General features: G+C 72.7%; 19 protein-coding genes and 1 pseudogene. 14 read left to right on the top strand and 6 right to left on the bottom strand.

Annotated elements, in window-relative coordinates; all coding sequences use genetic code 11:
• The first annotated feature begins 43 nt into the window (after positions 1-43).
• The 4 genes from QSK20_RS26195 (at position 44) to QSK20_RS26180 (ending at position 9,751) form a co-directional block, all read left to right on the top strand.
• Positions 44-1,234: an ATP-binding protein gene (locus QSK20_RS26195; protein ID WP_285791270.1), complete on the top strand. Its 1,191-nt coding sequence runs from the start codon at positions 44-46 to the stop codon at positions 1,232-1,234.
• Positions 1,231-4,890 (top strand): vWA domain-containing protein, encoded by a 3,660-nt coding sequence (locus QSK20_RS26190; protein ID WP_285791269.1) that lies wholly within the window; start codon positions 1,231-1,233, stop codon positions 4,888-4,890. Before QSK20_RS26195 ends, QSK20_RS26190 begins: the two co-directional genes overlap by 4 nt.
• The gene (locus QSK20_RS26185; RefSeq protein ID WP_285791268.1) at positions 4,887-6,806 is read left to right on the top strand and encodes a hypothetical protein; all 1,920 of its coding nucleotides are present in this window, start codon (positions 4,887-4,889) and stop codon (positions 6,804-6,806) included. The genes QSK20_RS26190 and QSK20_RS26185 overlap by 4 nt, the downstream gene beginning before the upstream one ends.
• A gap of 479 nt (positions 6,807-7,285) precedes the next feature.
• The gene (locus tag QSK20_RS26180; RefSeq protein ID WP_285791267.1) at positions 7,286-9,751 is read left to right on the top strand and encodes a M14 family metallopeptidase; all 2,466 of its coding nucleotides are present in this window, start codon (positions 7,286-7,288) and stop codon (positions 9,749-9,751) included.
• 245 nt (positions 9,752-9,996) lie between these two features.
• On the opposite strand, the gene QSK20_RS26175 is transcribed toward QSK20_RS26180, so the two are convergent.
• Complete coding sequence (locus QSK20_RS26175; RefSeq protein WP_285791266.1) at positions 9,997-10,173, bottom strand: hypothetical protein; 177 nt, start codon at positions 10,171-10,173, stop codon at positions 9,997-9,999.
• A gap of 553 nt (positions 10,174-10,726) precedes the next feature.
• Positions 10,727-11,185: a GNAT family N-acetyltransferase gene (locus tag QSK20_RS26170; protein WP_285791265.1), complete on the bottom strand. Its 459-nt coding sequence runs from the start codon at positions 11,183-11,185 to the stop codon at positions 10,727-10,729.
• Positions 11,186-11,268: 83 nt separating this feature from the next.
• Between QSK20_RS26170 and QSK20_RS26165 the strand changes: the two genes are divergently transcribed.
• Positions 11,269-11,913 (top strand): TetR/AcrR family transcriptional regulator, encoded by a 645-nt coding sequence (locus QSK20_RS26165; protein WP_285791264.1) that lies wholly within the window; start codon positions 11,269-11,271, stop codon positions 11,911-11,913.
• Here QSK20_RS26165 and QSK20_RS26160 read toward each other — a convergent pair.
• On the bottom strand, positions 11,884-12,633 hold the full coding sequence (locus QSK20_RS26160) for an ArsR/SmtB family transcription factor (RefSeq protein ID WP_285791360.1): 750 nt from the start codon (positions 12,631-12,633) through the stop codon (positions 11,884-11,886). The two genes, QSK20_RS26165 and QSK20_RS26160, sit on opposite strands and share 30 nt — an antisense overlap.
• Before the next feature lie 203 nt (positions 12,634-12,836).
• Here QSK20_RS26160 and QSK20_RS26155 point away from each other — a divergent pair, with 203 nt between their 5' ends.
• Together QSK20_RS26155 and QSK20_RS26150 are read left to right on the top strand one after the other, a co-directional pair.
• On the top strand, positions 12,837-13,472 hold the full coding sequence (locus tag QSK20_RS26155; protein ID WP_502889032.1) for a flavin reductase family protein: 636 nt from the start codon (positions 12,837-12,839) through the stop codon (positions 13,470-13,472).
• Between the two features lie 134 nt (positions 13,473-13,606).
• Positions 13,607-15,835 carry a S8 family peptidase gene (locus QSK20_RS26150; protein WP_285791262.1) on the top strand — a complete coding sequence of 743 codons (2,229 nt, stop codon included), beginning with the start codon at positions 13,607-13,609 and terminating at the stop codon, positions 15,833-15,835.
• 85 nt (positions 15,836-15,920) lie between these two features.
• Here the strand turns inward: QSK20_RS26150 and pepE are convergent, their stop codons facing one another.
• Together pepE and QSK20_RS26140 are read right to left on the bottom strand one after the other, a co-directional pair.
• Positions 15,921-16,667, bottom strand: coding sequence for a dipeptidase PepE (pepE, locus tag QSK20_RS26145; protein WP_285791261.1), 747 nt, complete (start codon positions 16,665-16,667; stop codon positions 15,921-15,923).
• Positions 16,668-16,710: 43 nt separating this feature from the next.
• Positions 16,711-17,538 carry an IclR family transcriptional regulator gene (locus tag QSK20_RS26140; RefSeq protein ID WP_285791260.1) on the bottom strand — a complete coding sequence of 276 codons (828 nt, stop codon included), beginning with the start codon at positions 17,536-17,538 and terminating at the stop codon, positions 16,711-16,713.
• Positions 17,539-17,704: 166 nt separating this feature from the next.
• Between QSK20_RS26140 and QSK20_RS26135 the strand changes: the two genes are divergently transcribed.
• From QSK20_RS26135 to QSK20_RS26105, 7 genes are all read left to right on the top strand, one after another.
• Positions 17,705-18,712, top strand: coding sequence for an ABC transporter permease (locus QSK20_RS26135; protein ID WP_285791259.1), 1,008 nt, complete (start codon positions 17,705-17,707; stop codon positions 18,710-18,712).
• Positions 18,705-19,613: an ABC transporter permease gene (locus QSK20_RS26130; RefSeq protein ID WP_285791258.1), complete on the top strand. Its 909-nt coding sequence runs from the start codon at positions 18,705-18,707 to the stop codon at positions 19,611-19,613. Before QSK20_RS26135 ends, QSK20_RS26130 begins: the two co-directional genes overlap by 8 nt.
• A gap of 73 nt (positions 19,614-19,686) precedes the next feature.
• The gene (locus QSK20_RS26125) at positions 19,687-21,264 is read left to right on the top strand and encodes an ABC transporter substrate-binding protein (RefSeq protein WP_285791257.1); all 1,578 of its coding nucleotides are present in this window, start codon (positions 19,687-19,689) and stop codon (positions 21,262-21,264) included.
• A gap of 106 nt (positions 21,265-21,370) precedes the next feature.
• Complete coding sequence (locus tag QSK20_RS26120; protein ID WP_285791256.1) at positions 21,371-22,696, top strand: M20 family metallopeptidase; 1,326 nt, start codon at positions 21,371-21,373, stop codon at positions 22,694-22,696.
• Positions 22,693-23,649, top strand: coding sequence for a DUF1177 domain-containing protein (locus QSK20_RS26115; RefSeq protein ID WP_285791255.1), 957 nt, complete (start codon positions 22,693-22,695; stop codon positions 23,647-23,649). The genes QSK20_RS26120 and QSK20_RS26115 overlap by 4 nt, the downstream gene beginning before the upstream one ends.
• Before the next feature lie 43 nt (positions 23,650-23,692).
• Positions 23,693-25,462: an ABC transporter ATP-binding protein gene (locus tag QSK20_RS26110; protein ID WP_285791254.1), complete on the top strand. Its 1,770-nt coding sequence runs from the start codon at positions 23,693-23,695 to the stop codon at positions 25,460-25,462.
• Entirely contained in the window at positions 25,459-26,205 is a 747-nt protein-coding gene (locus QSK20_RS26105) for an AroM family protein (protein WP_285791253.1), read from the top strand. The genes QSK20_RS26110 and QSK20_RS26105 overlap by 4 nt, the downstream gene beginning before the upstream one ends.
• A gap of 105 nt (positions 26,206-26,310) precedes the next feature.
• Here QSK20_RS26105 and QSK20_RS26100 read toward each other — a convergent pair.
• Positions 26,311-26,513, bottom strand: a pseudogene (locus tag QSK20_RS26100) (hypothetical protein); the annotation flags it as partial.

Raw genomic sequence — 26,513 nt, 5'->3', positions numbered from 1 at the left:
CCGAACGACCCCGTCCGAACCAGAGAGAGATCGAGGAACACCCGTGACCGTGACGGAACACGTCCGCCCCACCGCGCCGCCGGAGACCGCCGCCCAGGTTCTCTCCGCCGAACAGCGGTACGCCGACGAGCTGGCCTTCCTGGCCGCGTACGACGACGGGGCCCGGCCGCCGGGCTGGGCGTTGACCCCGCGCGCCGTGGTGACCTTCATCCGGGGCAGCGACGGCGAGACGTTGACGCTGCCCGCCGGCCGGCGCACCGGTCCGGACGGCACCGTACTGCCGGCCAGCATGACCATCCCGCCGAAGTTCGTCGGGGAGCGGAGCCTGGTCGAACGGTGCGTGGTCACCCTCGCCGGCGAGCGGGGCCTGCTGCTGGTCGGCGAGCCCGGCACCGCCAAGTCGATGCTGTCCGAGCTGCTGGCCGCCGCGGTCTGCGGCACCAGCGCGCTGACCGTGCAGGGCACCGCCGGCACCACCGAGGACGCCTTCCGGTACGGCTGGAACTACGCCCTGCTGCTCGCCCAGGGCCCCACCCCGCAGGCGCTGGTCGACTCGCCGGTGCTGACCGCGATGCGCACCGGTCGGGTGGTCCGGATCGAGGAGGTCACCCGCTGCCTGCCCGAGGTGCAGGACGCGCTGGTGTCCATCCTGTCCGACCGGCGGATGAACGTGCCGGAGCTCTCCGGCACCGAGGACGGCCTGATCCGCGCGATGCCCGGGTTCACCGTGATCGCCACCGCGAACCTCCGGGACCGGGGCGTGTCGGAGATGTCCTCGGCGCTGAAGCGGCGGTTCAACTTCGAGACCATCCACCCGATCTCCGACGCGGACACCGAGACCGACCTGGTCCGCCGGCAGGCCACCGCCGCCGTGCAGCGCGCCGGCGCGACGTACACGGTGGACGACGCGGTGCTGGACGCGCTGGTCACCGTATTCCGTGACCTGCGGTCCGGCCGGTCGGGCGAGGGCTGGGACGTGGAACGGCCCGGCACCGTGATGTCCACCGCCGAGGCGGTGCAGGTGGCCGCGTCGCTCGGTCTGGCCGCCGCGTACCTGCCCGGCGGGGACGCGCTCGACCTGGTCCCCGGGCACCTGCTCGGCGTGGTCCGCAAGGACGACCAGAACGACCACGCGCGGCTGCTGGGCTACTGGGACGGCCCGGTCCGCCGCCGGGCCGAGGACGGCTCGGCGATGTGGCGCCGGCTCTGGGACCTGCGGGAGAACCTCCGTTGACGACCCTCCCCAGTACGTCTGGCGGCGCGGCCCCGCCGGCGGTCGACGAGGTGACGGCCGACCCGCGCGCCGTGGTCGACGCGCTCGCCGGCTCGGTCCGGCCGTACCTGATCGGGGTGCGGCACCACAGCCCGGCCCTGGCGGCGGTGGTCCCGGCCCTGCTGGACGCCGTCGGGGCCGAGGTGGTCTGTGTCGAGCTGCCGGCCGACTTCCAGCACTGGCTGCCGTACCTCTCCGACCCGGCCGCGCGGGCCCCGCTGGCCCTGGTCGGCAGCCACGGCGCGGACGGGCCGATGGGCTTCTACCCGTTCGCCGACTTCTCCCCGGAACTGGCCGCGATCCGCTGGGCCCGGCAGCGCGGCGTCGAGGTGGTCTGCTGCGACCTGCCGCTGGCGGACCCGGGCTGGACCGCCGAAGCCGCCGGTCCGGACCCGGTCGTCGTCGACGCCGAGCCGACCGTCGACGGCGATCCCGACGCCGGTGCGCCGGTGCCCGGCCCGCGCCGGTCCGGCTACGCCGCCGCGCTCGGCGCCAGCGGCACCGGCCGGGACGGCGACGACCTGTGGGACCGGGTGGTCGAGGTGCGGGCCCCGGGCTGCCCGCCCGAGGCGGTCCGCCGGGCCGCCCTCGGCGTCGGCTGGGCGATGCGGACCGACAGCGCCAGCGGCGACGGCGTACCGGCCCGGGACCTGGCCCGGGAGCGGCACATGCGTCGGGTGCTGGCCGAGGCCGGCGCCGACGGCCGGCGGGTCGCCGCCGTGGTCGGCGCCTTCCACGCCCCGGCCCTGCTCGCCACCCCGTCGACCGACGAGGTCACCGCCGCGGCCACCCGGCCCGGCGGGGCCCCGGCCGGTCCGCTCCGGTCCGTGACGGCCCCGGCCGGCCCGGCCACCAGGAGTGGCGGCGGCACGGCGGTCACCTCGCTGGTGCCCTACGCGTTCGACCTGCTCGACTCCCGGTCCGGCTACCCGGCCGGGATCCGTGACCCGCGTTGGCAGCAGTCCGTCTTCACCGCCGCCGGCGACCCGGAACGGATCCGGGCCGCCGCCGCCCGGGCGGTCACCGACCTGTGCCGGGAACTCCGTTCGGCCGGGCACACCGCCGGCACCGGCGAGGCCGCCGAGACGGTACGACTCGCCGGCGACCTGGCCCGGCTACGGGACCTGCCCGCCCCCGGCCGGGGCGAGGTGCTGGAGGCGGTGACCACCGTGCTCGGCCAGGGTGAACTGCTCGGCCGTGGCCGGGCGCTGGCCAGGGCGCTGGAGACCGTGCTGGTCGGCGCCGAGCGGGGCCGGATCGCCCCCGGGACGCCCCGGTCCGGGCTCGGCCCCTCGGTCGAGGCGGAACTCGCCGCGCTGCGGCTGCCCAACCCGGACAGCCCGAAGTCCCGCGAGGTCCGGCTCGATCCGCTGCGCACCGAGCTGGACGGGCGGCGGGAGATCCTGCTGCAACGCCTCCAGGTCTGCGGCGTCGGCTACGGCGAAGCGATCGCGGTGTCCGGCACCGGGGACGGCGCGGCCCTGACCACCCGCTGGCAACTGGCCTGGACGCCCTCCGTGGCGGCCCGACTGGACCTGGTCGGCGTGCGCGGGGTGACCGCGGCGCTGGCCGCGGCCGGCACCCTGCGGGAGCGGTTCCGCCGGGAGGTCGCCGACGGCGGCCCCACCGCCGGGCAACTGCTCACCGGGCTCCGCGACGCCGCCCGGTGCGACCTGCCCGAGCTGGTCACCGACCGGCTCGACCTGGCCGCCACGGTGCTGCCGGGCACCGGCACCCTGCCCGAGCTGCTGGCCGCACTGGACCTGCTGGAGGCGCTGCGCCGGGAACACCTGCCCGGCACCACGGCGGACGGTCGGGCCCGGGCGGCCGAGCTGGCCGTCGCGCTGCTGGACGCGGCGGTCCGTGGACTGCCCGGCCTGGCCGGCAGCGACGCCACGGCCGACGCCGTCGCGCTTGTCGACCTCGCGGTCCGGGCCGGCGAGGAGCGGATCGGGCTGCGCCTGGACGAGGCCCTCGACCATCTGGCCCGGTCCGGTTCGGCGCTGATCCAGGGCGCCGCCCTGGCCGCCCGGGTCCTGCTCGACCTGACCGGCCTGGAAACCCTGGGCGCCCGGGTGGCCGGCTGGATCGACGCGGCGACCGGACCGGACACCCGACGGCACCTGCACCGGCTGCTCGGCGGCCTGCTCACGGCGGCGCACCCGCTGCTGCAGTCCGCCCCGGCCGCGCTGGACCCGCTGCTGGAACGGATCGAGCGGCTCACCGACACCGAGTTCCTGGACCGGCTGCCGGCGCTGCGCGGCGGGTTCGACGTGCTCACCCCGGCGGCCCGGGAGCGGCTGCTGCACACCGTCACCGAACGGCTGGGCGACCGGCTCGACCTGGCCCTGTCCGCTCCGCCCGAGCTGCTGGCCCGCTGGGCCGCCGCCGACGCGGCCGGCCGGGCCGCCCTGGTCGCCCGCAGCATTCCGATCCCGGGCACGCTGACCGGCCCGGTCGACGCGCCGGCCGGCGTCGCACCCGGACCGGACATCCCGGCCGCCGGGCTCACGCCCGCGGACCGGTGGCGGCTGCTGCTCGGCCGCCAACCCGACCGGTTGCCGGCCGACGCCCGCCGCTACGCCCGCGCGCTCGACGAGCTGTACGGGGCCGGGCAGGGCGAGGGCGCCACCGACCTCGGTCAGGCGGCCGGCGGCGGTCAGGAAGCCTCCTTTCCGACCGCCCGCGAGTGGGCCGACGAACTCGAGGCGCTCTTCGGCACCTCGGTACGCGAGGAGGTCATCGCCCGGGCGGCCGAGAACGGCCGTACCGACGTGCTCACCGAACTCGACCCGGCGGCGGTACGCCCCTCGATGGAGCTGCTGACCTCGGTGCTGTCCCTGGCCGGCGGCCTGCCCGAGGCGCAGTTGGCCAAGCTGCGCCCCCTGGTCCGGCGGCTGGTCGAGGAGCTGACCCGGCAGTTGGCCACGCAGGTGCGTCCGGCGCTGACCGGGCTGGCCAACCCGCGTCCGTCCCGCCGTCCCGGCGGCCGGATCAACCTCGCCCGTACGCTGCGGGCGAACCTGGCGCACACCCAACGGCTCGGCGACGGCCGGACGGTGGTGGTGCCGGAACGCCCGGTCTTCAACACCCGGACCCGCAACGAGGCCGACTGGCGGTTGGTGCTGGTGGTCGACGTGTCCGGCTCGATGGAGGCGTCGGTGGTGTGGTCGGCGTTGACCGCCGCCGTCCTGGCCGGGGTGCCCACCCTGTCCACCCACTTCCTCGCCTTCTCCACCGAGGTGGTCGACCTGACCGACCGGGTCGACGACCCGCTGTCGCTGCTGCTGGAGGTGCGCGTCGGCGGCGGTACGCACATCGCCGCCGGACTGGCCCACGCCCGCTCGCTGGTGACCGTGCCGAGCCGCACCATCGTCGCGGTGGTCAGCGACTTCGAGGAGGGCTACCCGCTGGCCGGGCTGCTCGGCGAGGTCCGCACGCTCGCCGGTTCCGGGGTGCACCTGCTCGGCTGCGCCGCGCTGAACGACAGGGGAGTGCCCTGCTACTCGGTGCCGGTCGCCGAGCAGCTCGTCGCGGCCGGCATGCCGGTCGCCGCTCTCAGCCCGCTCGAACTCGCCCGCTGGGTGGGCGACCGCGTCCGCGGAGGATCACGTTGACGGACCGCACAGCCATCGCCGTGGAGACCGACCGGTTGCCGCCGGTGCTGCCGGGAGTCGTCGCCGCGGCGGTGGCGTCCCTGCCGCCCCGGCTGCACCGACGACTGGACGCCACCGTCGAACGGGTGGCCGGGGTGCCGGTCGCCCCGGCCGAGGGCGGGGTGTCGGTCGACTGCGGCCCTGAGGCCCTGGTCACCCTGACGCCCGGACCGACGGGCGCGGTCACCGATCCGGAGCAGGCCCGGTGCAGCTGCCTGCTGACGCCCCGGTGCCTGCACCGGACCGCCGTCCTGGTGGCCTGCCCGGTCGCCGACCAGGCCACCCATCCGGCGTCCACCGTCGTCGCCCCGTCCCGGTCGGAGGGCACCGGGCGTAGCGGCAAGAACGGACGTGCCGGGAAGGCGGCTGACGCGGACGGCACGTCCGCCGGCCGTGGCGCCGCGCCGACGAAGGCGCAACGGGCCGCCGCCGGCGCGCTGTGGCGGGCCGCCGCCGCGGTGCTCGCGGCCGGCGTACCGGCCGCCGGCGCGGTTGCCCAGGCCGAGTTGCTGCGGGCCGCGCACAGCGCCCGGCTGGCTGGTCTGCCGCGCGCCGAGAGCGCCGCGCTGCGTACGGTGCGCGGCCTGCGCGCCCACCGGGGACGGCAGAACGGCCACCGACTGGCCGAGCTGGTCGAGGTGCTGCACGACCTGCTGTACGTGGCCGGCCGGCTGGCCGCCGGTGATCCCGACCCGGCGCTGGTGGGCACCCTCCGGCGGGCCTACCAGCCGGACGGCACGCTGGAGGTGTACGGCGTCTGCCGGGAACCGGTGATCAGCGCGACCGGGTACGCCGGCGTGGTCACCCATCTGGTCGCCGCCGACGGGCGCCGCCTCTCCTTCGGTGACGTGAAACCGGGCGGCCCGGACCGGGCCCGGGACTGCGCGCGGGCGGTCACCGAGATGGGTGCGGTCGCGGTCAACCACGCGGTGCTGGCCCGGGGCGGCCTGCGGATCACCGGCACCACCGTCTCCCCGGACGGCCGACTCGGCGCCGGCAAGGGGGTCCGGGCCACCCCGCTGACCGGGACCGACTGGTCCACCGGAGCGCTGGCGGACCTGTTCGCCCGCCCGCTCGCCGAGGTGGTGACCGCCCAGCTCGCCGCCGACGACCCGGAGGATCCGGCCCGGGCCGGGACCGCGCTGGTCGGCGGTGACCTGCTGGTCGTCGGGGCCGTCGGTGACCAGGTGCTGGCCCGCGAGCTGGCCCCCGCCGACCCGGCCGGAGGGGACCGCGCGCCGGTGCCGGACGGGCCGCTGATCCGGCTGGTGCCGGTCAACTCCCACCCGGCGTTGTCCCACGTGGCCAACCTGCGGCGGCTCGCCTCCCGACCCGGCCTGCGGATCCGGGTGATCGGTCGGCTGGACCCGGACCGGACCAGCACGCTGCGCCCGCTCGCGGTCGGCGCGGTGCCCGGTGCCACCGCGACGCTGCGCCTGCCGGAGGAGTGGCACGGCCGGGCGGACCTCGGCTACGACCAGATCCAGGGCGGACACCTGCCGCCGCGCGACCCGGCCGCGACGACCGAACCGGTTCTCGCCGTCGATGCCGACGCGGTGGCGGAGTCCCCGCTGTGGCGGGTCCGCCGGCTGGTGGAGCTGGCCGTCTCCGGTGGTCGTCGCGCCGTCGCCGAGGCGGCACGCGGCGAGCGGGCCGGGCTGGCGGGTCCGCTGCGCCGCGCCGGCTTCACCACCGCCGCCGCGGTGGCCGCGGCGCTCGCCGACGAGTCCGACCGGCGCGGCCGGGACACCTTCGGTCGGCTCACCGATCCCGACCCGGACCGGTACGCCTGGGCGTGGCTCGCCGCGACCGCCCACCTCGCCGCCACCGAGCGGGAGCTGATCCGGTCCTCCTGGACCGCCCCACCCGCCGGCTGACCCGCCGGCGTACCAGGGGTGTCGCGGGCCGGCCGGGGCGGGTGGCGGGCCACCCGGTCCGACACCGCCCCGGCCGGCGTCCGGGTCCGCGCGGGCATGCGCGGGCCCGGACACCGGCGGTGGCCACGCCCGGTGTGAAGATCCTCAATTAATCCTCAAATCCGGTGCCCAGGACCGCTGGTAGCCACCGATGTCCATACGCTGACCTCGGATCCAGCCGGTTCCTGCCACTGCGGACCCACCGACCGAGGTGGCGATGGGGGACAGCTCCAGGGGCGTCCGTCGCGGCGGAACCGGACAGCCACCCTGGCGTCGGGAGACCGGCGTCGGGCCCTTCGGTCGCGGCGCACGACCGACGACACACCCCCGACGTACCCGTGCCGTGCACGGGCTCCCGACGACCGTCCTCAGTGGATTAGTGCGCTCGTGCCAGAGCCGGCCCTCGGCCGAACCGCACGGCACAAGCAGAAGGAGGAAGAGTGCGACGATCGCGATTGCCCATCACGCTACTCGCGCTGACCGCCCTGGTGGGGAGCAGCCTCGTGGCGACGGCACCCGCCGGGGCGGAGCCGACCGCCCCCTCGGGCGCGGACCACGCCCACGACCATCCACACTCGGCGAATTCCGTACGTATCCAGATGACCGGCGCCGCCATGCTGGAGAAGGTGGTCGCCGCCGGTTTCGACATCGACCACGGCCTCCGGCGCGTGCCGGACGGCATCGAGGGCGAAGCGGTGGTCACCACCGAGCAGGTCGCCGCGCTCAAGGCGATGGGCGTCCAGGTCCTCGACGACGACGAGGGCTTCGAGTGGAGCGAGGAGGCCGACGGTGGCCTGCGGTCCCTCGGCGCGCGGGCCGTCCCGTCGTACAGCCATGAGAAGACGGTCCGGGTCGTCCGCGCGGACTGGTTCACCACCAAGGGCCAGGGCTTCCTCTACGTCGAGGCGCGCACCACCGAGGGGCAGCAGGCGAGCCCGATCGTCGCGATGCAGCTCGAGAACGACTCGGGCCAGGGCACGCCGTTCGGCTTCGCCCGGACGATGAGCCGGTTCGTCGACTCCGGGCAGTACATGTTCCACCGGAACCTGTTCAAGCTCGACGCCCGCCCGAGCCAGATCCGGGTCACCAGCTCGACCGGCGGGGTGACCACCGGCACCGTCTCCAACTGGCTGGAGGACGCCCCGCCGCCGCTGACCGCGAGGCCGGGTTACCAGTCGGACTTCGTCGACGGCTACCAGCACCCGCAGCAGCTCTTCAGCCGAGCCAAGGAGATCGCCCGGCAGTACCCGGACATCGCCGAGATCGTCTACCTGCCGCACCAGACGAACGGCTACCAGCGCAAGGCGCAGGCCACCATCGGCGGTACCGGGCAGGAGGCGGTCGTCGTCAGCTCGGCGGCCTGGGGCCACGAGGGCGGCAACGACATCACCGTCGAGTTCGTGGACCGGCCGGGGGCGAACCTCCCGCTCACCGTCGAGGTGACGGGCAAGGCGGTCCGCGTCCTGCTCGCCAAGGACGCCTCCGGCGCGCTCGCCAGCACCGCCGCGCAGGTGGCCGCGGCACTGGAGAGCCAGTCCCAGGGGCTCATCGACCGCGCGCACCCGTACCGCACCAACACGGGTACGGGCATCGTCGCGCCGACGGCGGGCCCGGTCGCGCTCTCCGACTTCCTCGACGAGAAGCGGGTCGGCGCGCCGGAGGGCGAGGTGCCGCGCGGCCCGGCCTCCATCCCCGTCCTGCGGATCGGCAAGCACCGTGACGGCCGGAACCCCGGTGTCCTGATCCAGGCGCAGGACCACGCCCGCGAGTGGGTGCCGGCGACGACCACGTTGGAGACGGCCGAGCGTCTGGTGCGCAACTACAAGACCGACCAGGAGACGAAGAAGATCGTCCAGGACACGGACATCTTCCTCATCCTCTCCAACAACCCCGACGGAGCGAACTACAGCTTCTACAACTACGCCTCGCAGCGGAAGAACCTGACCAACCACTGCGAGGACGCGAACGCCGATCCGGCCCGGCGCAACTCCTGGGGCGTCGACCTGAACCGGAACTACCGGGTCGGGTCGGGTCACGACGGCTACGCGGGCGCGTCGACCACCTGCACCAGCGGCACCTACCAGGGACCGGAGAAGCTGTCCGAGCCGGAGTCGAAGAACATCGTCTGGCTGGTCGAGAAGTACTCGAACATCAAGTTCATGATGTCCGTGCACTCCAACGGCGGCCAGTTGTTCTGGCAGCCCGGCGCGTACATCGCGGACGGACGGATCACCACGCCGCGTCCGCCGCTCGGCGACGAGGCGTTCTACTGGCAGTCGGCCGGCCGGATCCTGTCGCAGGTCAAGGCGCACCGGGAGACCGTCGTCACGCCGGAGAACGTGGGCGGATCGTCGGACGTCCTCTACTCCTCGGCGGGCAACGTGCGCGAGGACATGTACCACACCTACGGCATCTACTCCTTCGGCTGGGAGGTCGGCGGTTCGGTCTACAACCCGGCCACCGGCAACTGGCAGGGTGGCTCGTTCCAGCCGCCGTGGGTGGGTGACCCGGCGCTCGTCAGCGGCCACGCCGAGACGATGGAGTACGCCAACGGGATCATGGAGATGTTCCGGATCGCGGCGGAGTGGGGCAAGGACAAGAAGAAGCCGACGTCCGAACTCGTCCCCGGTGGCGGGAGGTACCGCGGTCCCGTCGACGTGCGCTTCGAGACAAGCGAGCCGGCGACCGTCTACTACACGACGGACGGCAGCCGGCCCACCCTCGAGTCGCCCCGCTACGAGGCGACCGAGTTCCGGGAGCCGGGACAGGTGTTCCACGTGACCGAGACGACGACGTTCCGGTGGTTCTCGGTGGACACCGCCGGCAACATCGAGCGGAACTACGACCCGACGAAGAACGACCGGCGCGACAACTACCGCACCGCGACGGTCACCATCGGCGGGTAACGGGTAGACCGTCCACGACGACACGACCGGCTGGGGCCAGGCCCCAGCCGGTCGGTCCGGTCCGCCGTCGTCACTGGGTGACGGACGCCTCCAGGCGGAACGGGTTGTCACCCAGCGGGCTGGTACGCCGGGACTCGACCACGAACTCCCACACCCCGGGCTCGGGGTCGACGTACGTACAGGGGGCGGGGCGGTGTCAAGCGATTGGCTGATCTTGGTCGGGGCAGGGTCGCTCCGGCCCGTGGTCAGTCGGTACCGCAGACATCCCGCAGGGTCTGGGCGTCCCGGTCGGTCCTGGCCTGTGCTGCGGCGTAATCTCCCGACACCATGCCGGACAGGATGAAGCGCATGGTCGAGAAGTCCTGCGACAGCGCCACCGTCACCGAGTGGACGGCCCCTTCGGCGGCCAGGCTCGCGCGCATCATCCCCTGGTACGCCTCTGTCGCGGCGGCCTGCCGGCTCAGCTCGGTCGAGCCTGCGGTGCGGTAGTACCTGTCGACGACCGCGAGTGCCTCCTGGCAGCCGGCGGGCAGTATCGGCTCCAGCGACAGCGGGGGCCTGCTGTCGGGCGTTCGGGGGGTCGGCCTGACTGGTCCAGGGGTGCTCGCACCTGGTCCGGGCGTCGTCGGTGGTGCCGTCGGGTTCGGTGTGGCATCGACAGGCAGCGTCGGCTCGGTCTCCCGGGGCGCCGCCGTTGCGGCGTCCCGGGCCGGTGGTGCCGGGGGAGGGGTCTGCGGCCAGACGTAGGCGAGCAGGGCGACGATGGCCGCGACGACCGCACCGAGCGCCCCCAACGCAGCCCAGTCCAGCCTGAACCCCGTGGAGTCTCTCCCGGCGCGGGCGTCTCTCGTTCGTCGACTGTCGATCCGTCAACCCTAACGGCCCCGTGCACTGTGGAGGGTGCGGGAGCGCAGCTTACGGATCTTGAGGTGCACTCGCTGGCGCAGCGACCGACCGGCCGTCGCGGTCGTGCCGTCACCGGAGCCGGCGGGCGTAGCAGACCGACAACGGCTCACCCGCGTACGGGCCGAAGTTGTCGATGCGGTGGTAGCCCTCCCGCTCGTAGAAGCGCATCGCGTCCGGTTGGGCGGTGCCGGTCTCCAGCAGCAGGTCCACCACACCCCGGCCGCGCGCCTCGTGTTCCAGGCTGTGCAGGATCGCCACCGCCACCCCGGTGCCCCGGGCCGCCGGCTCGACGTACATCCGCTTGATCTCCGCCGAGTCCGGCCCCAGCGTCCGCAGTCCGCCGCAACCCAGCGCCGCGCCGTGCGCGTCGCGGGCGATCAGGAACACGTCGATGTCGCCGGCGGTGGGGGCGACCCCCGGCTCGTGGTCGTCGTTGCCGTACCGGGCGTCCAGTTCGGCGCGTTGCGCGGCGCGCAGCCGCACCCCGTCGGCACCGTCCCATGACTCAGCCTTCACCGTGACCTGCACAGTTGTGCCCTCTCAAATCCGTAACAAGTGTTCCGGTAACGGATGTTACGCTATCGCTCCGAGGTGACGGCGAAGGAGCGGGGATGGCCAGACGACGTGATCTCCAGGGCCACCGGGAGCGGTTGTCGGCCGCCACCTGGGCGGTGCTCGCCGAACACGGCCTGGCGGGGTTGACCCTCCGGGCGGTGGCCGAGCGGGCCGGATGCAGCACCGGGCTGGTGCTGCACACGTTCCCCGACAAGCAGGCCCTGCTGGTCCACGCCCGCACGCTGCTGCACGAACGCACCGCAGCCCGCGCCGACGCGGCCCAGAAGTCCGGTCCCGAGCCCCTGGACGCCCTGCGTGCGGTGCTGATGCAGGTGGCGTCCGGCAGTGACGACAAACGCGAGGAGGCCCGGGTGTGGGTGGGTTTCCTGGCCGCCGCGCTCGCCGATCCCCAACTCGCCCGGTTGCACCAGGCGCACAACCGCGCGTTCCTCCGCCGGATCCAGCAGCTCGTGGCGGCCTGCCGCCCCGACTGGAGCCAGGAGCAGGCCGCGCGAGAAGCCGTCACCCTGGTCGCGCTCGTGGAAGGGCTCAACGCGCTGGCGGCCGTCGACCTGGACACCTACTCTGCCGCCGCGCAGCAGGCAGCCATCGAAGCCGCCCTGCGCCAGATTCGCGCCGGGCGGCCGGTGTCACCGCACGGCGACACCGGCTCAACGGCGGGCTCCGGGGTTTCCGGGTGAGCCACCGCCCTCCTCGGGCCGTCCCGGCTCCGGGTCGAGGACGTGGTCGGGCAGGTCGAGGTGTTCGCGGAACGCCCGGCGGCCCTCGGCGGTGACGGCGACCGCCCGACCGGTACCGATCCGGACGACCCAACCGGCGTCCAGGGCGTGCCGGCAGAGCGCCGCACCGATCGTGCCGGCGAGGTGGGGCCGCCGCTCGGTCCAGTCCAGGCAGGAGCGGACCGGTGCGCGGCGGGTCGGCGGCATCGACTCCGGCGCGATGCCGAGCCCGGCCAGCCATGCCGTGCCCCGGTCGGTCAGGCTCAGCCCGCGCTCCCAGCTCAGGAGGCCGCGCCCGGTCATCGCGTCGGTGACCGCCACGCCGAGGGCTCCGGCGAGGTGGTCGTAACAGGTACGGGCGTACGCCAGCGCCCGGCGTCGGGTGGCCGCCGAGAGCGACCGGACGGGCACAGGCTCGACCGGTGCGGCGCCGGTCAACGTCTCGATCAGCTCGGCGACGCCGGCGTCTGCCAGCCGGAGGTAACGGTGACGGCCCTGCCGTTCCTCGGTCACCAGGCCACCGGCGACGAGCTGGTGCAGGTGGGCAGTCGCGGTCGACGGCGCCACCCCGGCGTGCCGGGCCAGCTCGGTCGCCGTCCATGCCCGCCCGTCCAGCAGCGCCAGGCAGAACGCCGCTCGGGTGTGATCGGCGAGCAGGCCGGCCAGGGTGGCCAACCCCACCGTGGCCTCGTGGGCCCGGGAGCCGTCGGGCTCGTCGCGGCGGCCGGGCCCGTACCGGCGGCCGGAGTCGGACCGGCCGGGCTGGCCGAAGACGGTGTTCTGACTGCTCACCGTGGCGATCCTGCCCGCGAAACGCTTCGGCCGGCAACGAAACGTCGGGTGGTTACGGTCCCACCATGACCAACGCCACCTGCGGGAACGCCATCCCCGACCGATCGGACGGGCACCTGACCATCCAGCCCCGGATCCTGTACTTCGGCACTCCGGTGGCGCTGTTGAGCACCGAGAACGAGGACGGGTCCGCCAACCTCGCCCCCGTCTCCTCGGCGTGGGCGCTGGGGTGGGTGGTCGTCCTTGGGCTCGGGGCGCAGGGGCAGACGGCGCGGAATCTCCGCGACCGACCCGAGGTGGTGATCAACCTACCGGCATCGCACCAGTGGACCGCCGTCGAGCGTCTGGCCCCGTTGACCGGACGCGACCCGGTGCCCGCATCCAAGCGGGCCGCGTTCCGGTACGAGCCGGCGAAGTTCGCGGCGGCGGGACTCCGGCCGGAGCCTTCCCAGGTGGTCAGGCCGCCACGGGTCGCCGACTGCCCGATCCAGCTGGAGGCGCGGGCCACCCGGATTCACCCGGCCGCGTCCGGCGGCTTCGTCATCGTCGAGGCCGAGGTCTGCCGGGTGCACGCGGACCGGCGGATCGTGGTTCCCGGCACCCAGCACATCGATCCGGCTGCCTGGAGTCCCTTGATCTACAACTTCCGACATTACTTCGGGTTGGGGGCGGAACTGGGGCAGAGCTTCCGCGCCGAGACCCGGGTTCGGGGCACTGACCGGGAGTAATGCTCCCAATCGGTCAGTCGGAAACCCGCCAGTTAATAGAAGTGTATCTACATCCGAATGTCTGCCGTCTAACATCTCCTCACCTGATCGACATCTGTCGATCAAGCCTCACGGTGATGGAAGGACATGCCCAGATGGCTCTCGAACCCTCTGCCAGGCAACGCTGGCGCCTCGGCGTCGTGACCACCGCGGTGGCCGCCGCGGTGGCCTTCGCCGCCCCGGCAACCGCGGCACCCGCCGAAGGTGCCATCCTCCAGGCCGGCGGCGACACCGCCGTAGCCGACTCGTACGTCGTGGTGCTCAAGGAGACATCCGTCGCCCGTACCGGGGTCGACGCCTCCGCCCGGAGCCTCGCCCGGGAGTACGGCGGCGCGGTCGCCCGCACCTACCAGCACGCGCTGCGCGGCTTCGAGGTCCGGCTCTCCGCGACGGCGGCCCGCCGGCTCGCCGCCCACCCCTCGGTGAAGTACGTCCAGCAGAACCACCGGGTCAGCGTCGCGGCCACCCAGTCGCCCACCCCCTCCTGGGGCCTGGACCGCGTCGACCAGCGCAACCTGCCGCTGAACAACTCGTACACCTACCCGAACAACGGCGCGGGCGTGCGGGCGTACGTCATCGACACCGGCATCCGGTTCAGCCACGGCGACTTCGGCACCCGTGCGGTGAGCGGTTTCGACGCCATCGACGGCGGCTCGGCCGACGACTGCAACGGGCACGGCACGCACGTCGCCGGGACCGTCGGCGGCACGGCGTACGGCGTGGCCAAGGGCGTCACGCTGGTCGGCGTCCGGGTGCTGGACTGCGGTGGCAGCGGCACGTACGCCCAGGTCGTCGCGGGCATCGACTGGGTGACCGGCGACCACGACCCGGGTGAGCGCGCGGTGGCCAACATGAGCCTAGGTGGTGGCTTCGACCAGGCCACCAACGACGCGGTCACCGCGTCGATCGCCGATGGCGTCAGCTACGCCGTCGCGGCGGGCAACGAGTACAGCGCCAATGCCTGCAACGTCTCGCCGGCCAGCACGCCGAACGCCATCACCGTCGGGGCGACCGAGTCCACCGACGCCCGGGCCGGATACTCGAACATCGGCACCTGCCTGGACATCTTCGCCCCGGGCAGCGCGATCACCTCGGCCTGGCACACCGGCGACACCGCCACCAACACCATCAGCGGCACGTCCATGGCCAGCCCGCACGTGGCCGGCGCGGCCGCTCTGGTGCTCGCGGCCAACCCGTCGTACACGCCGCAGCAGGTGCGCGACAAGCTGGTCAACGACGCCACCGCCAACGTGGTGACCAACCCCGGCGCCGGCTCGCCGAACAGGCTGCTCTACACCGGCAACGTCGTCCCGCCGACCCAGGACTTCAGCGTCGCGGTGACCCCGGCCGCCGGCTCGGTCAACCCGGGCGGCTCGCTGACCGCCACGGTGTCCACCACGACCACCGTCGGCAGCCCGCAGACGGTCGGCCTCACCGCCAGCGGCCTTCCGGCCGGCGCGACCGCCAGCTTCAGCCCGGCGTCGATCAGCACCGGCGCCTCGGCCGCCCTGACCATCGCCACCACCGGCAGCGCCGCGCCGGGCACCTACCAGGTGACCATCACCGCCACCGGGCCGGTGACCACCCAGAGCACGTCGTACGCGCTGACCGTCAACGGCCCGCCCGGCTGCGCGCAGACCAACAACACCGACGCCACGATCGCCGACAACAGCACCGTGGAGAGCACGGTCACCATCTCGGGCTGCGCCGGCACCGCCTCGGCGACCAGCAGCGTGCAGGTGGCGATCGTGCACACCTACATCGGTGACCTGGTGGTCAGCCTGGTCGCTCCGGACGGCAGCGCGTACGTGCTGCACAACCGTACGGGTGGGTCGGCCGACAACATCAACCAGACCTACTCGGTGAACCTGTCCTCGGAGACGTCCAACGGCACCTGGCGGCTGCGGGTGCAGGACGCGGCGAGCGGTGACGTCGGCTACCTCGACACCTGGACGCTCAACCTGGGCGCCCCGGTCGTCCCGAGTTGCGGCGGCACCAACGGCACCGACGTGACCATCGCCGACAACAGCACGGCCACCAGCACCATCGTGGTCAGCGGCTGCGCCGGCAACGCGTCGTCCACCAGCAGCGTGCAGGTGGCGATCGTGCACACCTACATCGGTGACCTGGTGGTCAGCCTGGTCGCTCCGGACGGCAGCGCGTACGTGCTGCACAACCGTACGGGTGGGTCGGCCGACAACATCAACCAGACCTACTCGGTGAACCTGTCGTCGGAGGCCCGCAACGGCACCTGGACCCTACGGGTGCAGGACGCCGCCTCCGGTGACGTCGGCTACCTCAACAGCTGGACGCTGGGCCTGTAACCCTCCTCGGCGCCGGTGACCCGTCCCCGGTCGGCCGGACCCTCCCTGCGACGGGAGGGCCGGTCGGCCGGGGACGCACCGCTGCTCACGTTCCCGAGCCGACCTCGAACGACCCCACCCGCTCGACGAGCCAGGTCACGTCGGCGCCGCTGGCGACCTCGACCGGCTCGGCCCCCCGGCGGAAGATCCGCCCGCCGGTGGCCACGCCGTCGAGCCGCATCACGCCGTCGGCCACCCGCAGCCAGGTGCCCTCGCGCATGGCGAGGACCGGGACGTCGTTCTCCTCCAGGAACTGGGTGAGCCGCTCCTCGCGGGTCTCGCCCTGGTGCGTCGAGGCCGGGTCCGGGTCGAGGTAGTGCGGATTGATCTGGAACGGCACGAGGCCGAAGGTCTCGAAGGACGGCGGCGCGACGATGGGCATGTCGTTCGTCGTCCGCAGGCTCGGCGTCGCGACGTTGGTGCCGGCGCTCGACCCGAGGTAGGGCATCCCCTCGGCCACCCGGGCCCGCACGACGCCGATCAGGTCGAGCTCGTGGATCGCCCGGACCAGACGGAAGGTGTTGCCGCCGCCGACGAAGACCGCCTCGGCGTCGGCGACCAGGTCGCGTGGCGTGCCCTCGTGCGCGCCCCGGACGGTGATGCCGAGTGGCTCCACGGCCCGGCGGACCGTGTCGGTGTAACCGTCGTGGTCGGCCAGCGCGAAGGGGACGAACACGAGGGAGCGCCGGCCGTCGAGTGCCTGGAGGATCGCGTCGTGCGCGTGCTCCAGGTAGGCCCGCCCCGGGGCTGTCGAGTTGGACAGGAGCAGGAGGTTCGGATGGCCCTGGGTCACGGTGTCTCCTTGGTACGGCCGGTCAGGCTCGTCGGCACGGCGGTCAGTGGGCTCGGGTCACCCTGGTCTGCCGGGCTACGGCGGCCGTGTTCGCCCGGTTGTCGAGCAGGGCGGAGAGTTGCTCCGCCGCGGCCTGGAGCGCGGGCAGGTGGTCCCGGACGTCGTCCGGGCGCGCCGGGTACTTGCTCTCGCCGAGGCTGAGCGAGCCGACGGGCCGCCCCCGGAGGATGATCGGGACGGCGAGCGCCCGGGTGGCGTAGTCGTACTCGCCCTCCGAGTAGGCGTAGCCCTGCGCGACGGTCTCGACGAAGAGCCGTTCGAGCTCCTGTTCGTCGACCTTCGTCAGTCCGGTGAACGTGGCGAAGACCCGGCCGGAGATCAGGGCGCGTCGCTCGTTGCTGTCGAGGAAGGCGAAGTAGCCGCGGGAGGTGGCTCCCGCGTTGGCCGGGTACAGCTCGCCGACGAGCGGATGACTCCGCAGCGGTCCACCGCCGTCGACGGCGGCGACGCAGCGGACGTGGAGCCCGTCCGGGACGGCGAAGATCGCGGTGCGGTCGGTCTGGAAGGCGAGGGGTTCGAGCACCCGCTGCGCCAGGGCGGCCAGCCCTCCCGCGCGTTCCCAGACGGCGGCCATCCGCCACATGGTCGGGCCGAGGCTGTAGCGCCGGGTGACCGGGTCGGCGCTGAGGAAGCCGCGCGCGGCGAGTGCGGCGAGGATCCGCTGCGCGGTCGACTTGTCGATGGCGAAGGCCTCGGCGAGCTCCATGACGCCCCAGTCGCGACGCCGTTCGGTGAACGACAGGAGGACCTCCAGGGCGCGGTCCACGGTCTGGAGCGGCGAGCGGGGGCGGGCGACGCCGTTGTCTGGCATGGGTCCTCCGGGCTGGGCGGGACGTGTCAGAACCTACCGCACCCTGATCCGGTTCGGGATGCCCTCTCAGATAGAGAGAAAGTATTGCACGGAGCTGCCGGGCGGGCGAACCCTTGGTGGCGCAAAGCCCAGGTCAGGCCCAACAACGCGCAGATTGGAGGTGGCCGTGAACCACGTCGTGCGACGGGTGCTCGCGATGATCCCGGCACTGTTCGGTGTCGTGCTCTGCATCTTCCTGCTCACCCGCGTCCTGCCCGGTGACCCGGCCCGGACGCTCGCGGGGGAGCAGGCCGACCCGGCGACCGTCGAGAAGATCCGCGTCGAGATGGGCCTCGACCAGCCGCTGGCCGCACAGTTCGTCTCCTACGTGCGCGACCTCTTCGCGGGAGACCTCGGGTTCGCGTGGCACACCGGGCAGCCCGTCCTCACCGACTTCGCCTCCCGGCTGCCGGCGACGGTGGAACTCGCCGTCGTGGCGATCGTCATCTCGCTGCTCGTCGGGGTCCCGATCGGCGTCGTCAGCGCCACACGACGCGACCGGCCGATCGACCACGCCAGCCGGATCTTCTCGCTGGTCGGGGCGTCGATGCCGCTCTTCTGGCTCGCCCTCCTCGTGATCTTCGTCTTCTACAACAAACTCGGCTGGGAGCCGGCCCCGCTGGGCCGCATCGCCCAGGACGTGAACCCCCCGACCTCGATCACCGGGCTCTACGTCCTCGACTCGCTCCTGACCGGTGACGTCGTCGCGCTGAAGTCGTCGCTGGCCCACATCATCTGGCCGGCCATGTGCCTCGCCACCGGGAGCACGGCGATCATCGCCCGGATGACCCGGTCCGAGATGCTCGAGGTGATCAACCAGGACTACGTACGCACCGCCCGGTCCAAGGGCCTGCCGCCCGCCCGGGTCATCCTCAAGCACGCGTTGAAGAACGCCGCCCCGGTCATCGTGACCGTCGTCGGCCTCCAGTTCGGCCAACTCCTCGGCGGCGCGGTCATCACCGAGACGGTCTTCAGTTGGCCCGGCATCGGCCAGTACGTCGTCCAGTCCGTGCTCGCCACCGACTACGCGCCGGTGCAGGCCTTCACGCTGCTGGCCGCGGTCGTCTACCTGACGGTCAACCTCTGTGTCGACCTGTTCAACGCCCGCCTGGACCCGAGGATCGAGAATGCCTGACACCACCGTGACCGTCACCGCGCCGGGGCACCGGGTCGCGTCGGCCGACTGGGCGGGATCGCGGCCCACGACCGCCTGGCGACTGCTGGTCCGCAACCGCCTGGCCATGGTCGGTCTCGCCTTCATCGCGATCTGGACCGTCGGCGCGCTGCTGGCCGACCTGCTGCCGTACTCGCCCACCGAGACCGGAGCCGGCGGGCTCCTCGAGCCGCCCTCCCGCGAACACCTCTTCGGCACGGACAACTTCGGCCGCGACATCCTCGCCCGGGTGCTCGCCGGTGGGCGGATCTCGCTCTGGACCGGGCTCATCGCCGTCGGGATCTCGCTCCTGATCGGTGTCCCGATCGGCGCCGTCTCCGGCTTCGTCGGCGGCGCGGTGAGCACGGTGCTCATGCGGGTGATGGACGTGCTCCTCGCCTTCCCGTCGCTCGTGCTGGCCATGGCGATCGCCGCCGCCCTCGGCCCGGGGCTGGCCAGCGCGATGGTCGCCGTGGGCGTCGTCGGCATCCCCGAGTTCGCCCGTATCGTCTACAGCCAGACCCGTTCGCTGCGGGAGCGTGACTTCGTCGAGGCGGGCCGCGCCATCGGCCTGCGGGACCGCACGATCCTCGTCCGCCACATCGTTCCGAACACCGTCGCCCCGATCCTGGTCCGCGCGACCCTCGGCATGGGCTACGCGATCCTCACGGCCGCGTCGCTCAGCTTCATCGGCCTCGGCGCGCAGCCGCCGACGGCGGAGTGGGGCGTCATGATCTCGGACGGCCGTGGCTACATCATCAGCGGCGAGTGGTGGATGACCTTCTTCCCCGGCATCGCCATCGCCACCTCGATTCTCGGCTTCAACCTGATCGGCGACGGCCTTCGCGACGTCCTCGACCCGCGCCTGCGGACGAGCCGATGACCCGGTGCGGACCTGCCACGGACGCCAGTCCATCCGCCCATCCATCCCCCACCCTGACCCGAAGGAGAACAGCGTGAAGCGCAGCGCCACCCTGGCCGCCGCGGTCGCCGCCACCTTCCTCGCCGCCGGCTGTGGAGCCAACGCCAACCAGGGCGGCTCCTCGCAGGCCGACGGGGCCGGCAAGGACACCCTCGTCGTCGCCTACTCCGAGGGCGGCAAGACCCTCAACCCGGCCGAGGCCAACGACGTCACCTCCGACACGTTCGTCGTGGCGGCCTACGACCAGCTGGTCACGTACGACCGCACCACGGTGGACGGCAAGCCGACCGCCAAGACGGACACCATCGTCCCGATGCTGGCGGAGAAGTGGGAGGTGAGCCCCGACTCGACGAGCTACACCTTCACGCTGCGGCAGGGCGTGACGTTCGAGGACGGCTCGCCCCTGGACTCCGACGACGTCGTCAAGTCGTTCGACTTCATCAAGAAGTCCAGCTCGGCGAGCTTCCTCTACGGTATGGCCGGCATCGACACCGTGACCGCGGTCGACCCGCAGACGGTGAAGATCGACCTCACCGCGCCGAACCACCTCTTCCTCCAGATCCTGCCGATGTACTCGTTCTCGATCATCAACATCGACAAGGTCAACGCCGAGGGCGGGGCCAAGTGGCTCGACACGAACACCGCCGGCTCCGGCCCGTACCGGCTGAAGAAGTGGGATCCGGCGACCGAGGCCGTGCTCGAGCGCAAGGACACCTACTGGGGCGAGAAGCCCGCCCTGCGCACCATCAACACGAAGTTCATCGGCGAGGCGAGCAACCGCGTCCAGCTGCTCAGCAAGGGTGAGGTCGACGTCGCGCTCGAGGTGCCGGCGAAGGACGTCGACGCCCTGTCGAAGCAGTCCGGCGTCACCATCGACTCCCGGGCCAGCAACAAGATCCTCTTCTTCGGGATGAACAACGAGATCAAGCCGTTCGACGACCCGAAGGTCCGGCAGGCCATCTCGTACGCGATCCCGTACGACAAGCTTCTCAACGACGTCATGAAGGGCCAGGCGTCGCCGATGCGCTCCTCCGTGGCCAGCTCGACCCCGGGCTTCAGCGACGCCGGCAACGGCTACTCGTACGACCTCGAGAAGGCCAGGGCGCTTCTCGCCGAGGCCGGCCACCCCGACGGTTTCAGCTTCGACTTCACCCTCGGCAGTGGCTTCCAGGACTGGTCGGACTCCGCCGTGCTCATCCAGGCCGAGCTGGCGAAGATCGGCGTGACGATGAACATCAAGAACATGGCGCGTCCGCAGTTCCTCGAGGCGCTCGCGACGAAGAAGGTGCAGAGCTACATCACCCGCTGGACGTCCTTCGTCAACGACCCGGGCTACCACCTCGGTCTCCTGCTGACCAGCGACGGCACCAGCAACTACGCCAACTTCCACAACACCGAGGTCGACAACCTCTGGAAGCGGGCCGCGACCGAGCCGGACCAGAAGGTCCGCAACGACCTGTACGGCAAGGCGCAGGAGATCATCAACACCCAGGCGCCGTGGGCGTACCTCTACGAGTACAACATCGTCGTCGCGCAGCGCGCGGGCGTGCAGGGATACACCTCGTACCCCGACGGGATCATCCGCTTCTTCCAGATGAGCAACAAGGGCTGACGCCGAGGCAGGCGTGCCGCCGGGCCGTCACCCCGACGCGCCCGGCGGCCGCCGCCACCAGGCCACCGCGAACCCACCCCTCCCGCAACGACACCTGGAGCCCGACGTGACCACGACACCCCCCGACTGGGAGACCCGGGTCCTCGACGAGATCGAGCGCACCCGGGACGAACTGCTGACACTCGCCGGGGATCTCATCCGGATCCCGAGCGAGAACCCTCCGGGGGACTGCACGGACGTCGGCCTCTTCATCGCCGACCATCTGCGCGCGCAGGGCCTCGACCCCGAGGTCCACGACGCGGGCGACGGTCGCCTCAGCATCGTCGTCCACCGTGCCGCGAGCAACGCCGCGGTGGACGACGATCCCACGTCGGCGCGGCACCTGGTGCTCGCCGGTCACACCGACGTCGTCCCCGTCGGTGACCTGGACCGTTGGACGTTTCCCCCCTTCGCGGGGGACATCGTCGACGGTTACCTCCGTGGACGCGGGGCGAGCGACATGAAGGCCGGTCTCGCCGGCGTCATCCACACGCTCGTCGTCCTGCACCGCCTCGGCGTCCCGCTCGCCGGGAAGCTGTCGCTCGCGGCGGTCCCCGACGAGGAGCAGGGCGGCTCGCGCGGCGCGGACTGGCTCCTCGACCGGGGAGTCCTCGACGGCGCGACCGGCGCGATCATCGCCGAGCCCGCCGAACGCACGCACCCGACGATCGGCCAGAAGGGCAGCAACTGGTTCCGGATGACGATCGACGGCAGGCCGGGGCACGGCAGCCTCCAGCCGCTGCACGGCGTCAACGCGAACCTCCTCGCGGCCAAGGCCGTCATCGCCCTGCAACAGCTCTGGGACATGAAGCCGTCGCCGCCCGAGGACGTGGTCGACCTCATCGAGCGGTCGAAGACGTTCGCCGAGGAACGGGAGGGCTACGGTCCCGGCATCGGCGCCGTCTTCGAGCACGTCACCGTCAACATCGGCACGATCCACGGCGGTACGTCCTCGAACGTCGTCGCGGACCGGTGCGTCGTCGACGTCGACACCCGGGTGCCGATCGGACTGTCGCGCGCCGAGGTCCTCGCCCGGGTCGAGGAACTGCTCGCCGAGGCCGGCGTCGAGGCGACGATCGAGCCGACCGGCTTCCGCAGCGAGCCCAACTGGACGCTGCCGAGCGACCCGGTGGTCACCGAACTCGTCGCGGCCCTGCGCGAGCTGACCGGTGACCCCACCGCGGAGGGGGTGCTCCAGTGGGCGTCCTCCGACGCCCGCACCTTCCGCAGCCACGGCATTCCCGTGCTCCAGTACGGGCCGGCCGAACTGGCCACCATCCACGGCTTCGACGAGAGGGCACCCGTCGCCGACGTGGTCCTCGCCGCGAAGACCTACGCCCTGACCACCCTCCGGTACCTCGGCGTCGCCGATACCGCTGTCGAAAGCGAATGATCGTGCTGTCCCACGTCCTCACCGCCCTCGACCTGCTCGACCGTCCCGACGCCTCGGGCAAACTCGTCGCCGAGCACCTGCGTGCCCTCGGCGACGACGCCTGCTCGATCACCGTCGAGACGGTGGCCGGCGAGCAGGGTTCCACCGACTTCATCCAGGTCACCGTCCCGGGCAGCCGCGGCAGGACCGCCGGCGGCGACGCCCCGACGCTCGGCGTCGTCGGCCGCCTCGGCGGTCTGGGCGCCCGGCCGGAGCTCATCGGCTACGTGTCCGACGGTGACGGGGCGACCGCCGCCGTCGCCACCGCCGCCAAGCTCCTCGCGATGCACGCCCGCGGCGACATCCTGCCCGGCGACGTCGTCGTCTCGACGCACATCTGCCCCGACGCGCCCACCCGGCCCCACGACCCGGTGCCCTTCATGGACTCGCCCGTCGACATCACCGCGATGAACGAGCACGAGGTCACCTCGGAGATGGACGCCGTCCTGTCCATCGACACCACGAAGGGCAACCGCATCGTCAACCACCGGGGGATCGCCATCTCCCCGACGGTCCGCGCCGGCTACATCCTCCCGGTGAGTGCCGACCTGGTCAGCGTCCTGGAGACCGTGTCCGGTGAGCCGGCCGTCGTCTTCGCGCTGTCGACGCAGGACATCACGCCGTACGGCAACGGCCTGCACCACCTCAACTCGATCCTCCAGCCGGCCGTCGCGACGGCCGCGCCGGTCGTCGGGGTCGCCATCACCACCGTGACGCCCGTCGCCGGCTGCGCGACCGGCGCGAGTCACGAGGTCGACATCGCCCTCGCCGCCCGCTTCGCCGTCGAGGTCGCCAAGGGCTTCACCTCGGGCACGGTGTCCTTCCACGACGAGGCCGAGGCAGCGCTCCTGGAGAGCCTCTACGGCCCGGCCACCCACCTGCAGACGACCGGAACGGGCCCCGGGCGCGCCTGACCGGGCGCGACCGCCGGCGGCCTACGGAACAAGGAGCACGGACATGGCTGAGACCCTGCTGTCGATCGAGAACCTCTCGATCCGGATCGACACGTCGCGTGGCCCGATCCATCCGGTCCGGAACCTCGACCTGACCATCGCGCGCGGCGAGATGGTCGGGCTGGTCGGCGAGTCGGGGTCGGGCAAGAGCGTCACCGCCATGTCGATCACCGGACTGCTGCCGGCGCGGCAGGCGCACGTCACCGGCGGGCACATCCGCTTCGACGGGCGCGACCTCGCCGCCCTGTCCGACCGGCAGATGCGCCGCATCCGTGGCAAGGACATCGCGACGATCTTCCAGGAGCCGATGACCGCGCTCAACCCGGTCTTCACCGTCCGCGACCAGCTCATCGAACCGTTGCGCCAGCACATGCGGCTCGGTCGGCGGCAGGCGGCGGACCGGGCGGGGCACCTGCTCGACATGGTGGGGATCCGCAACACCGCGCGCGTCCTCGCCGGGTACCCGCACGAGCTGTCCGGCGGGATGCGCCAGCGGGTCATGATCGCCATGGCCATGGCGTGCGAGCCGAAGCTGCTCATCGCCGACGAGCCGACGACCGCGCTCGACGTGACGACCCAGTTGCAGATCCTCGACCTCGTCATGGACCTCCAGGAACAGCACGGGACGGCGGTCCTGCTCATCACCCACGACCTCGGGGTCGTGGCCCAGACCTGCCAGCGGGTCGCCGTCATGTACGGCGGAGAGCTACAGGAGACGGCGCCGACGGAGCAGCTCTTCGCCACGCCGCAGGCCGACTACACGAAACGGCTGCTCAGCTTCATCCCCTCCGCCAACGCGCACGTCGTCGAGGCGGTCGAGGCGCTCGCCGAGGACGGTACGGCGAGCGACGGCTCTCCGGCCCGCGTCGCGGCCCGTGCGGAGGCACCCGACGACGACGCGCCGGTGCTGCTCGAGGTCACCGACCTGACGAAGGTCTTCACCGGGCGCCGCCGCCGGCTGGGACGTCCGGCCGCCACCATCCGGGCGGTCGACGGTGTGTCCTTCCGGGTCCGCCGTGGCCGCACGCTCGCCATCGTGGGGGAGTCCGGGTCGGGCAAGTCCACGACGGGTCGGGCCCTGCTGCGGCTGCACGAGCCGACGTCGGGTTCGGTCACCTTCAACGGGGCCGACCTCCTCGCGGCCGGGGACGACGAGATGCGCCGGCTCCGTTCCGAGATGCAGATCGTCTTCCAGGACACGTACGCCTCGCTCGACCCCCGGTGGACGATCCACCGGGCCCTCGCCGAACCGCTGCGGCTGCACACCGACCTCGACGACACGGCGATCCGTGCCCGCATCGTCGAGGTCCTGGAGACGGTCGGCCTGGGGGAGGACGCCATCGACCGCTTCCCGCACGAGTTCTCGGGAGGTCAGCGCCAGCGGATCGGCATCGCGCGGGCCCTCATCCTCAACCCGAGCCTCGTCGTCTGCGACGAGCCCGTGTCGGCACTCGACGTGTCGGTGCAGGCCCAGGTGCTCGACCTCATGAAGCAGTTGCAGCGGGACCTCGGACTCACCTACGTCTTCATCTCGCACGACCTCTCCGTCGTCGAGATGATGGCCGACGAGATCGTCGTGATGAGCCAGGGCCGGGTCGTCGAGCAGGGCACCGTCGAGGAGATCTTCACCAGGCCCCGGCATCCTTACACCAGGGCGCTGCTCGCCGCGATCCCGGTCGCCGACCCCACCGCGCGGGTCGACCGGGCCGTACGGCGCCGCATCGTCGAGCGGGGTGTCGCCGCTGCCGACCTGCCCGAGAAGGAGGCGGCGTGACGCCCGTGGCGGCCGGGAGAGAGGTGGCCCGGGTACGGCCGAAGCTCGGTCTCGTCACGATCGGCCAGGCGCCCCGCGTCGACCTGATCCCCGACGTCGAGGAGACCCTCGTCGGCGTGGACTGGGTCGAACACGGCGCGTTGGACCTGCTCGACGCGGACGGCATCGCCCGGCTCGAACCACACGGCGGGGAGCGTACCCTCGTCTCCCGCCTGCGGGACGGTTCGCGCGCCCGGCTCGGGGCGACGAGCATCGCCCCGGCCCTCGACGACGCCATCCGACGGTGCGTCGCCGACGACTGCGGGACCGTCCTCGTGCTCTGCACCGGCCGCGTCGAGCACGGCCCGGCGTCGGTGCCGGTGCTCCACGCGGAGGACCTCGCCCACGACCTCGTGGCGCGGCTCGTCGGCGCCGGGCGACTGGGCGTGCTCTGCCCCGTGCCGGAGCAGTTGGCCGACATCCGGGAACGGTGGGGTGGACGCCTGGGCCGGTCGGTCGTCGCAGCGGCCGTGGACCCCTACACGGCCGGACTCGACGAGGTGGCGGCCGCCGGACGTGAGGTCGCCGCCGAGGGGGCCGACCTGGTCTTCCTCGACTGCATCGGCTACACGGGGGAGCAGCGGGCAGTGCTCGCCGCCGAGGGCATCCGGACCGAGACCGCCCGCCACCTCGCCGTGACCGGTGCGGTGGCTCACCTGCTCGCCACCTCGTCGGCCGACCACGACCACCCACCGGGTCGGTGAGTGGCCAGGAGCCGACCCGACCGGGGGAGCTGCGGTCGTAGGGCTGCACGGTGCACCCACGAGCGAGAGCCCCTTCCCGGGGTCGGGAAGGGGCTCTCGTTGGTGTCACTTGGTCCAGAGTTCGGCGACCAGGTCGGCGGCCTGCTTCTCCCACTGGGCGTAGTGGTCGGGGTAGGCCGACACCTGCACGGTCTGGGCGGCCTGGGTCAGCGGCATGTCCTTCCAGCCGTCGACCTGCTTGAGGCCCTTCAGGAACGCGGTGGTGGAGTAGGCGGGGTCGGTGATCTGCTCGACCGTGCCCCAACCCG

The organism is Micromonospora sp. NBRC 101691 (assembly GCF_030269285.1).
GTDB lineage: Bacteria > Actinomycetota > Actinomycetes > Mycobacteriales > Micromonosporaceae > Micromonospora > Micromonospora echinospora.
The sequence above is the reverse complement of the archived record's forward strand: the minus strand, read 5'-3'. Positions and strand labels throughout refer to the sequence as shown.

Coding starts and splice junctions, on each gene's coding strand:
- QSK20_RS26150 (WP_285791262.1), top strand. CDS start 13,607: ATGGCTCTCGAACCCTCTGCCAGGCAACGCTGGCGCCTCGGCGTCGTG.
- QSK20_RS26175 (WP_285791266.1), bottom strand. CDS start 10,173: ATGCGCGCGAGCCTGGCCGCCGAAGGGGCCGTCCACTCGGTGACGGTG.
- QSK20_RS26140 (WP_285791260.1), bottom strand. CDS start 17,538: ATGCCAGACAACGGCGTCGCCCGCCCCCGCTCGCCGCTCCAGACCGTG.
- QSK20_RS26165 (WP_285791264.1), top strand. CDS start 11,269: ATGGCCAGACGACGTGATCTCCAGGGCCACCGGGAGCGGTTGTCGGCC.
- QSK20_RS26130 (WP_285791258.1), top strand. CDS start 18,705: ATGCCTGACACCACCGTGACCGTCACCGCGCCGGGGCACCGGGTCGCG.
- QSK20_RS26110 (WP_285791254.1), top strand. CDS start 23,693: ATGGCTGAGACCCTGCTGTCGATCGAGAACCTCTCGATCCGGATCGAC.
- QSK20_RS26115 (WP_285791255.1), top strand. CDS start 22,693: ATGATCGTGCTGTCCCACGTCCTCACCGCCCTCGACCTGCTCGACCGT.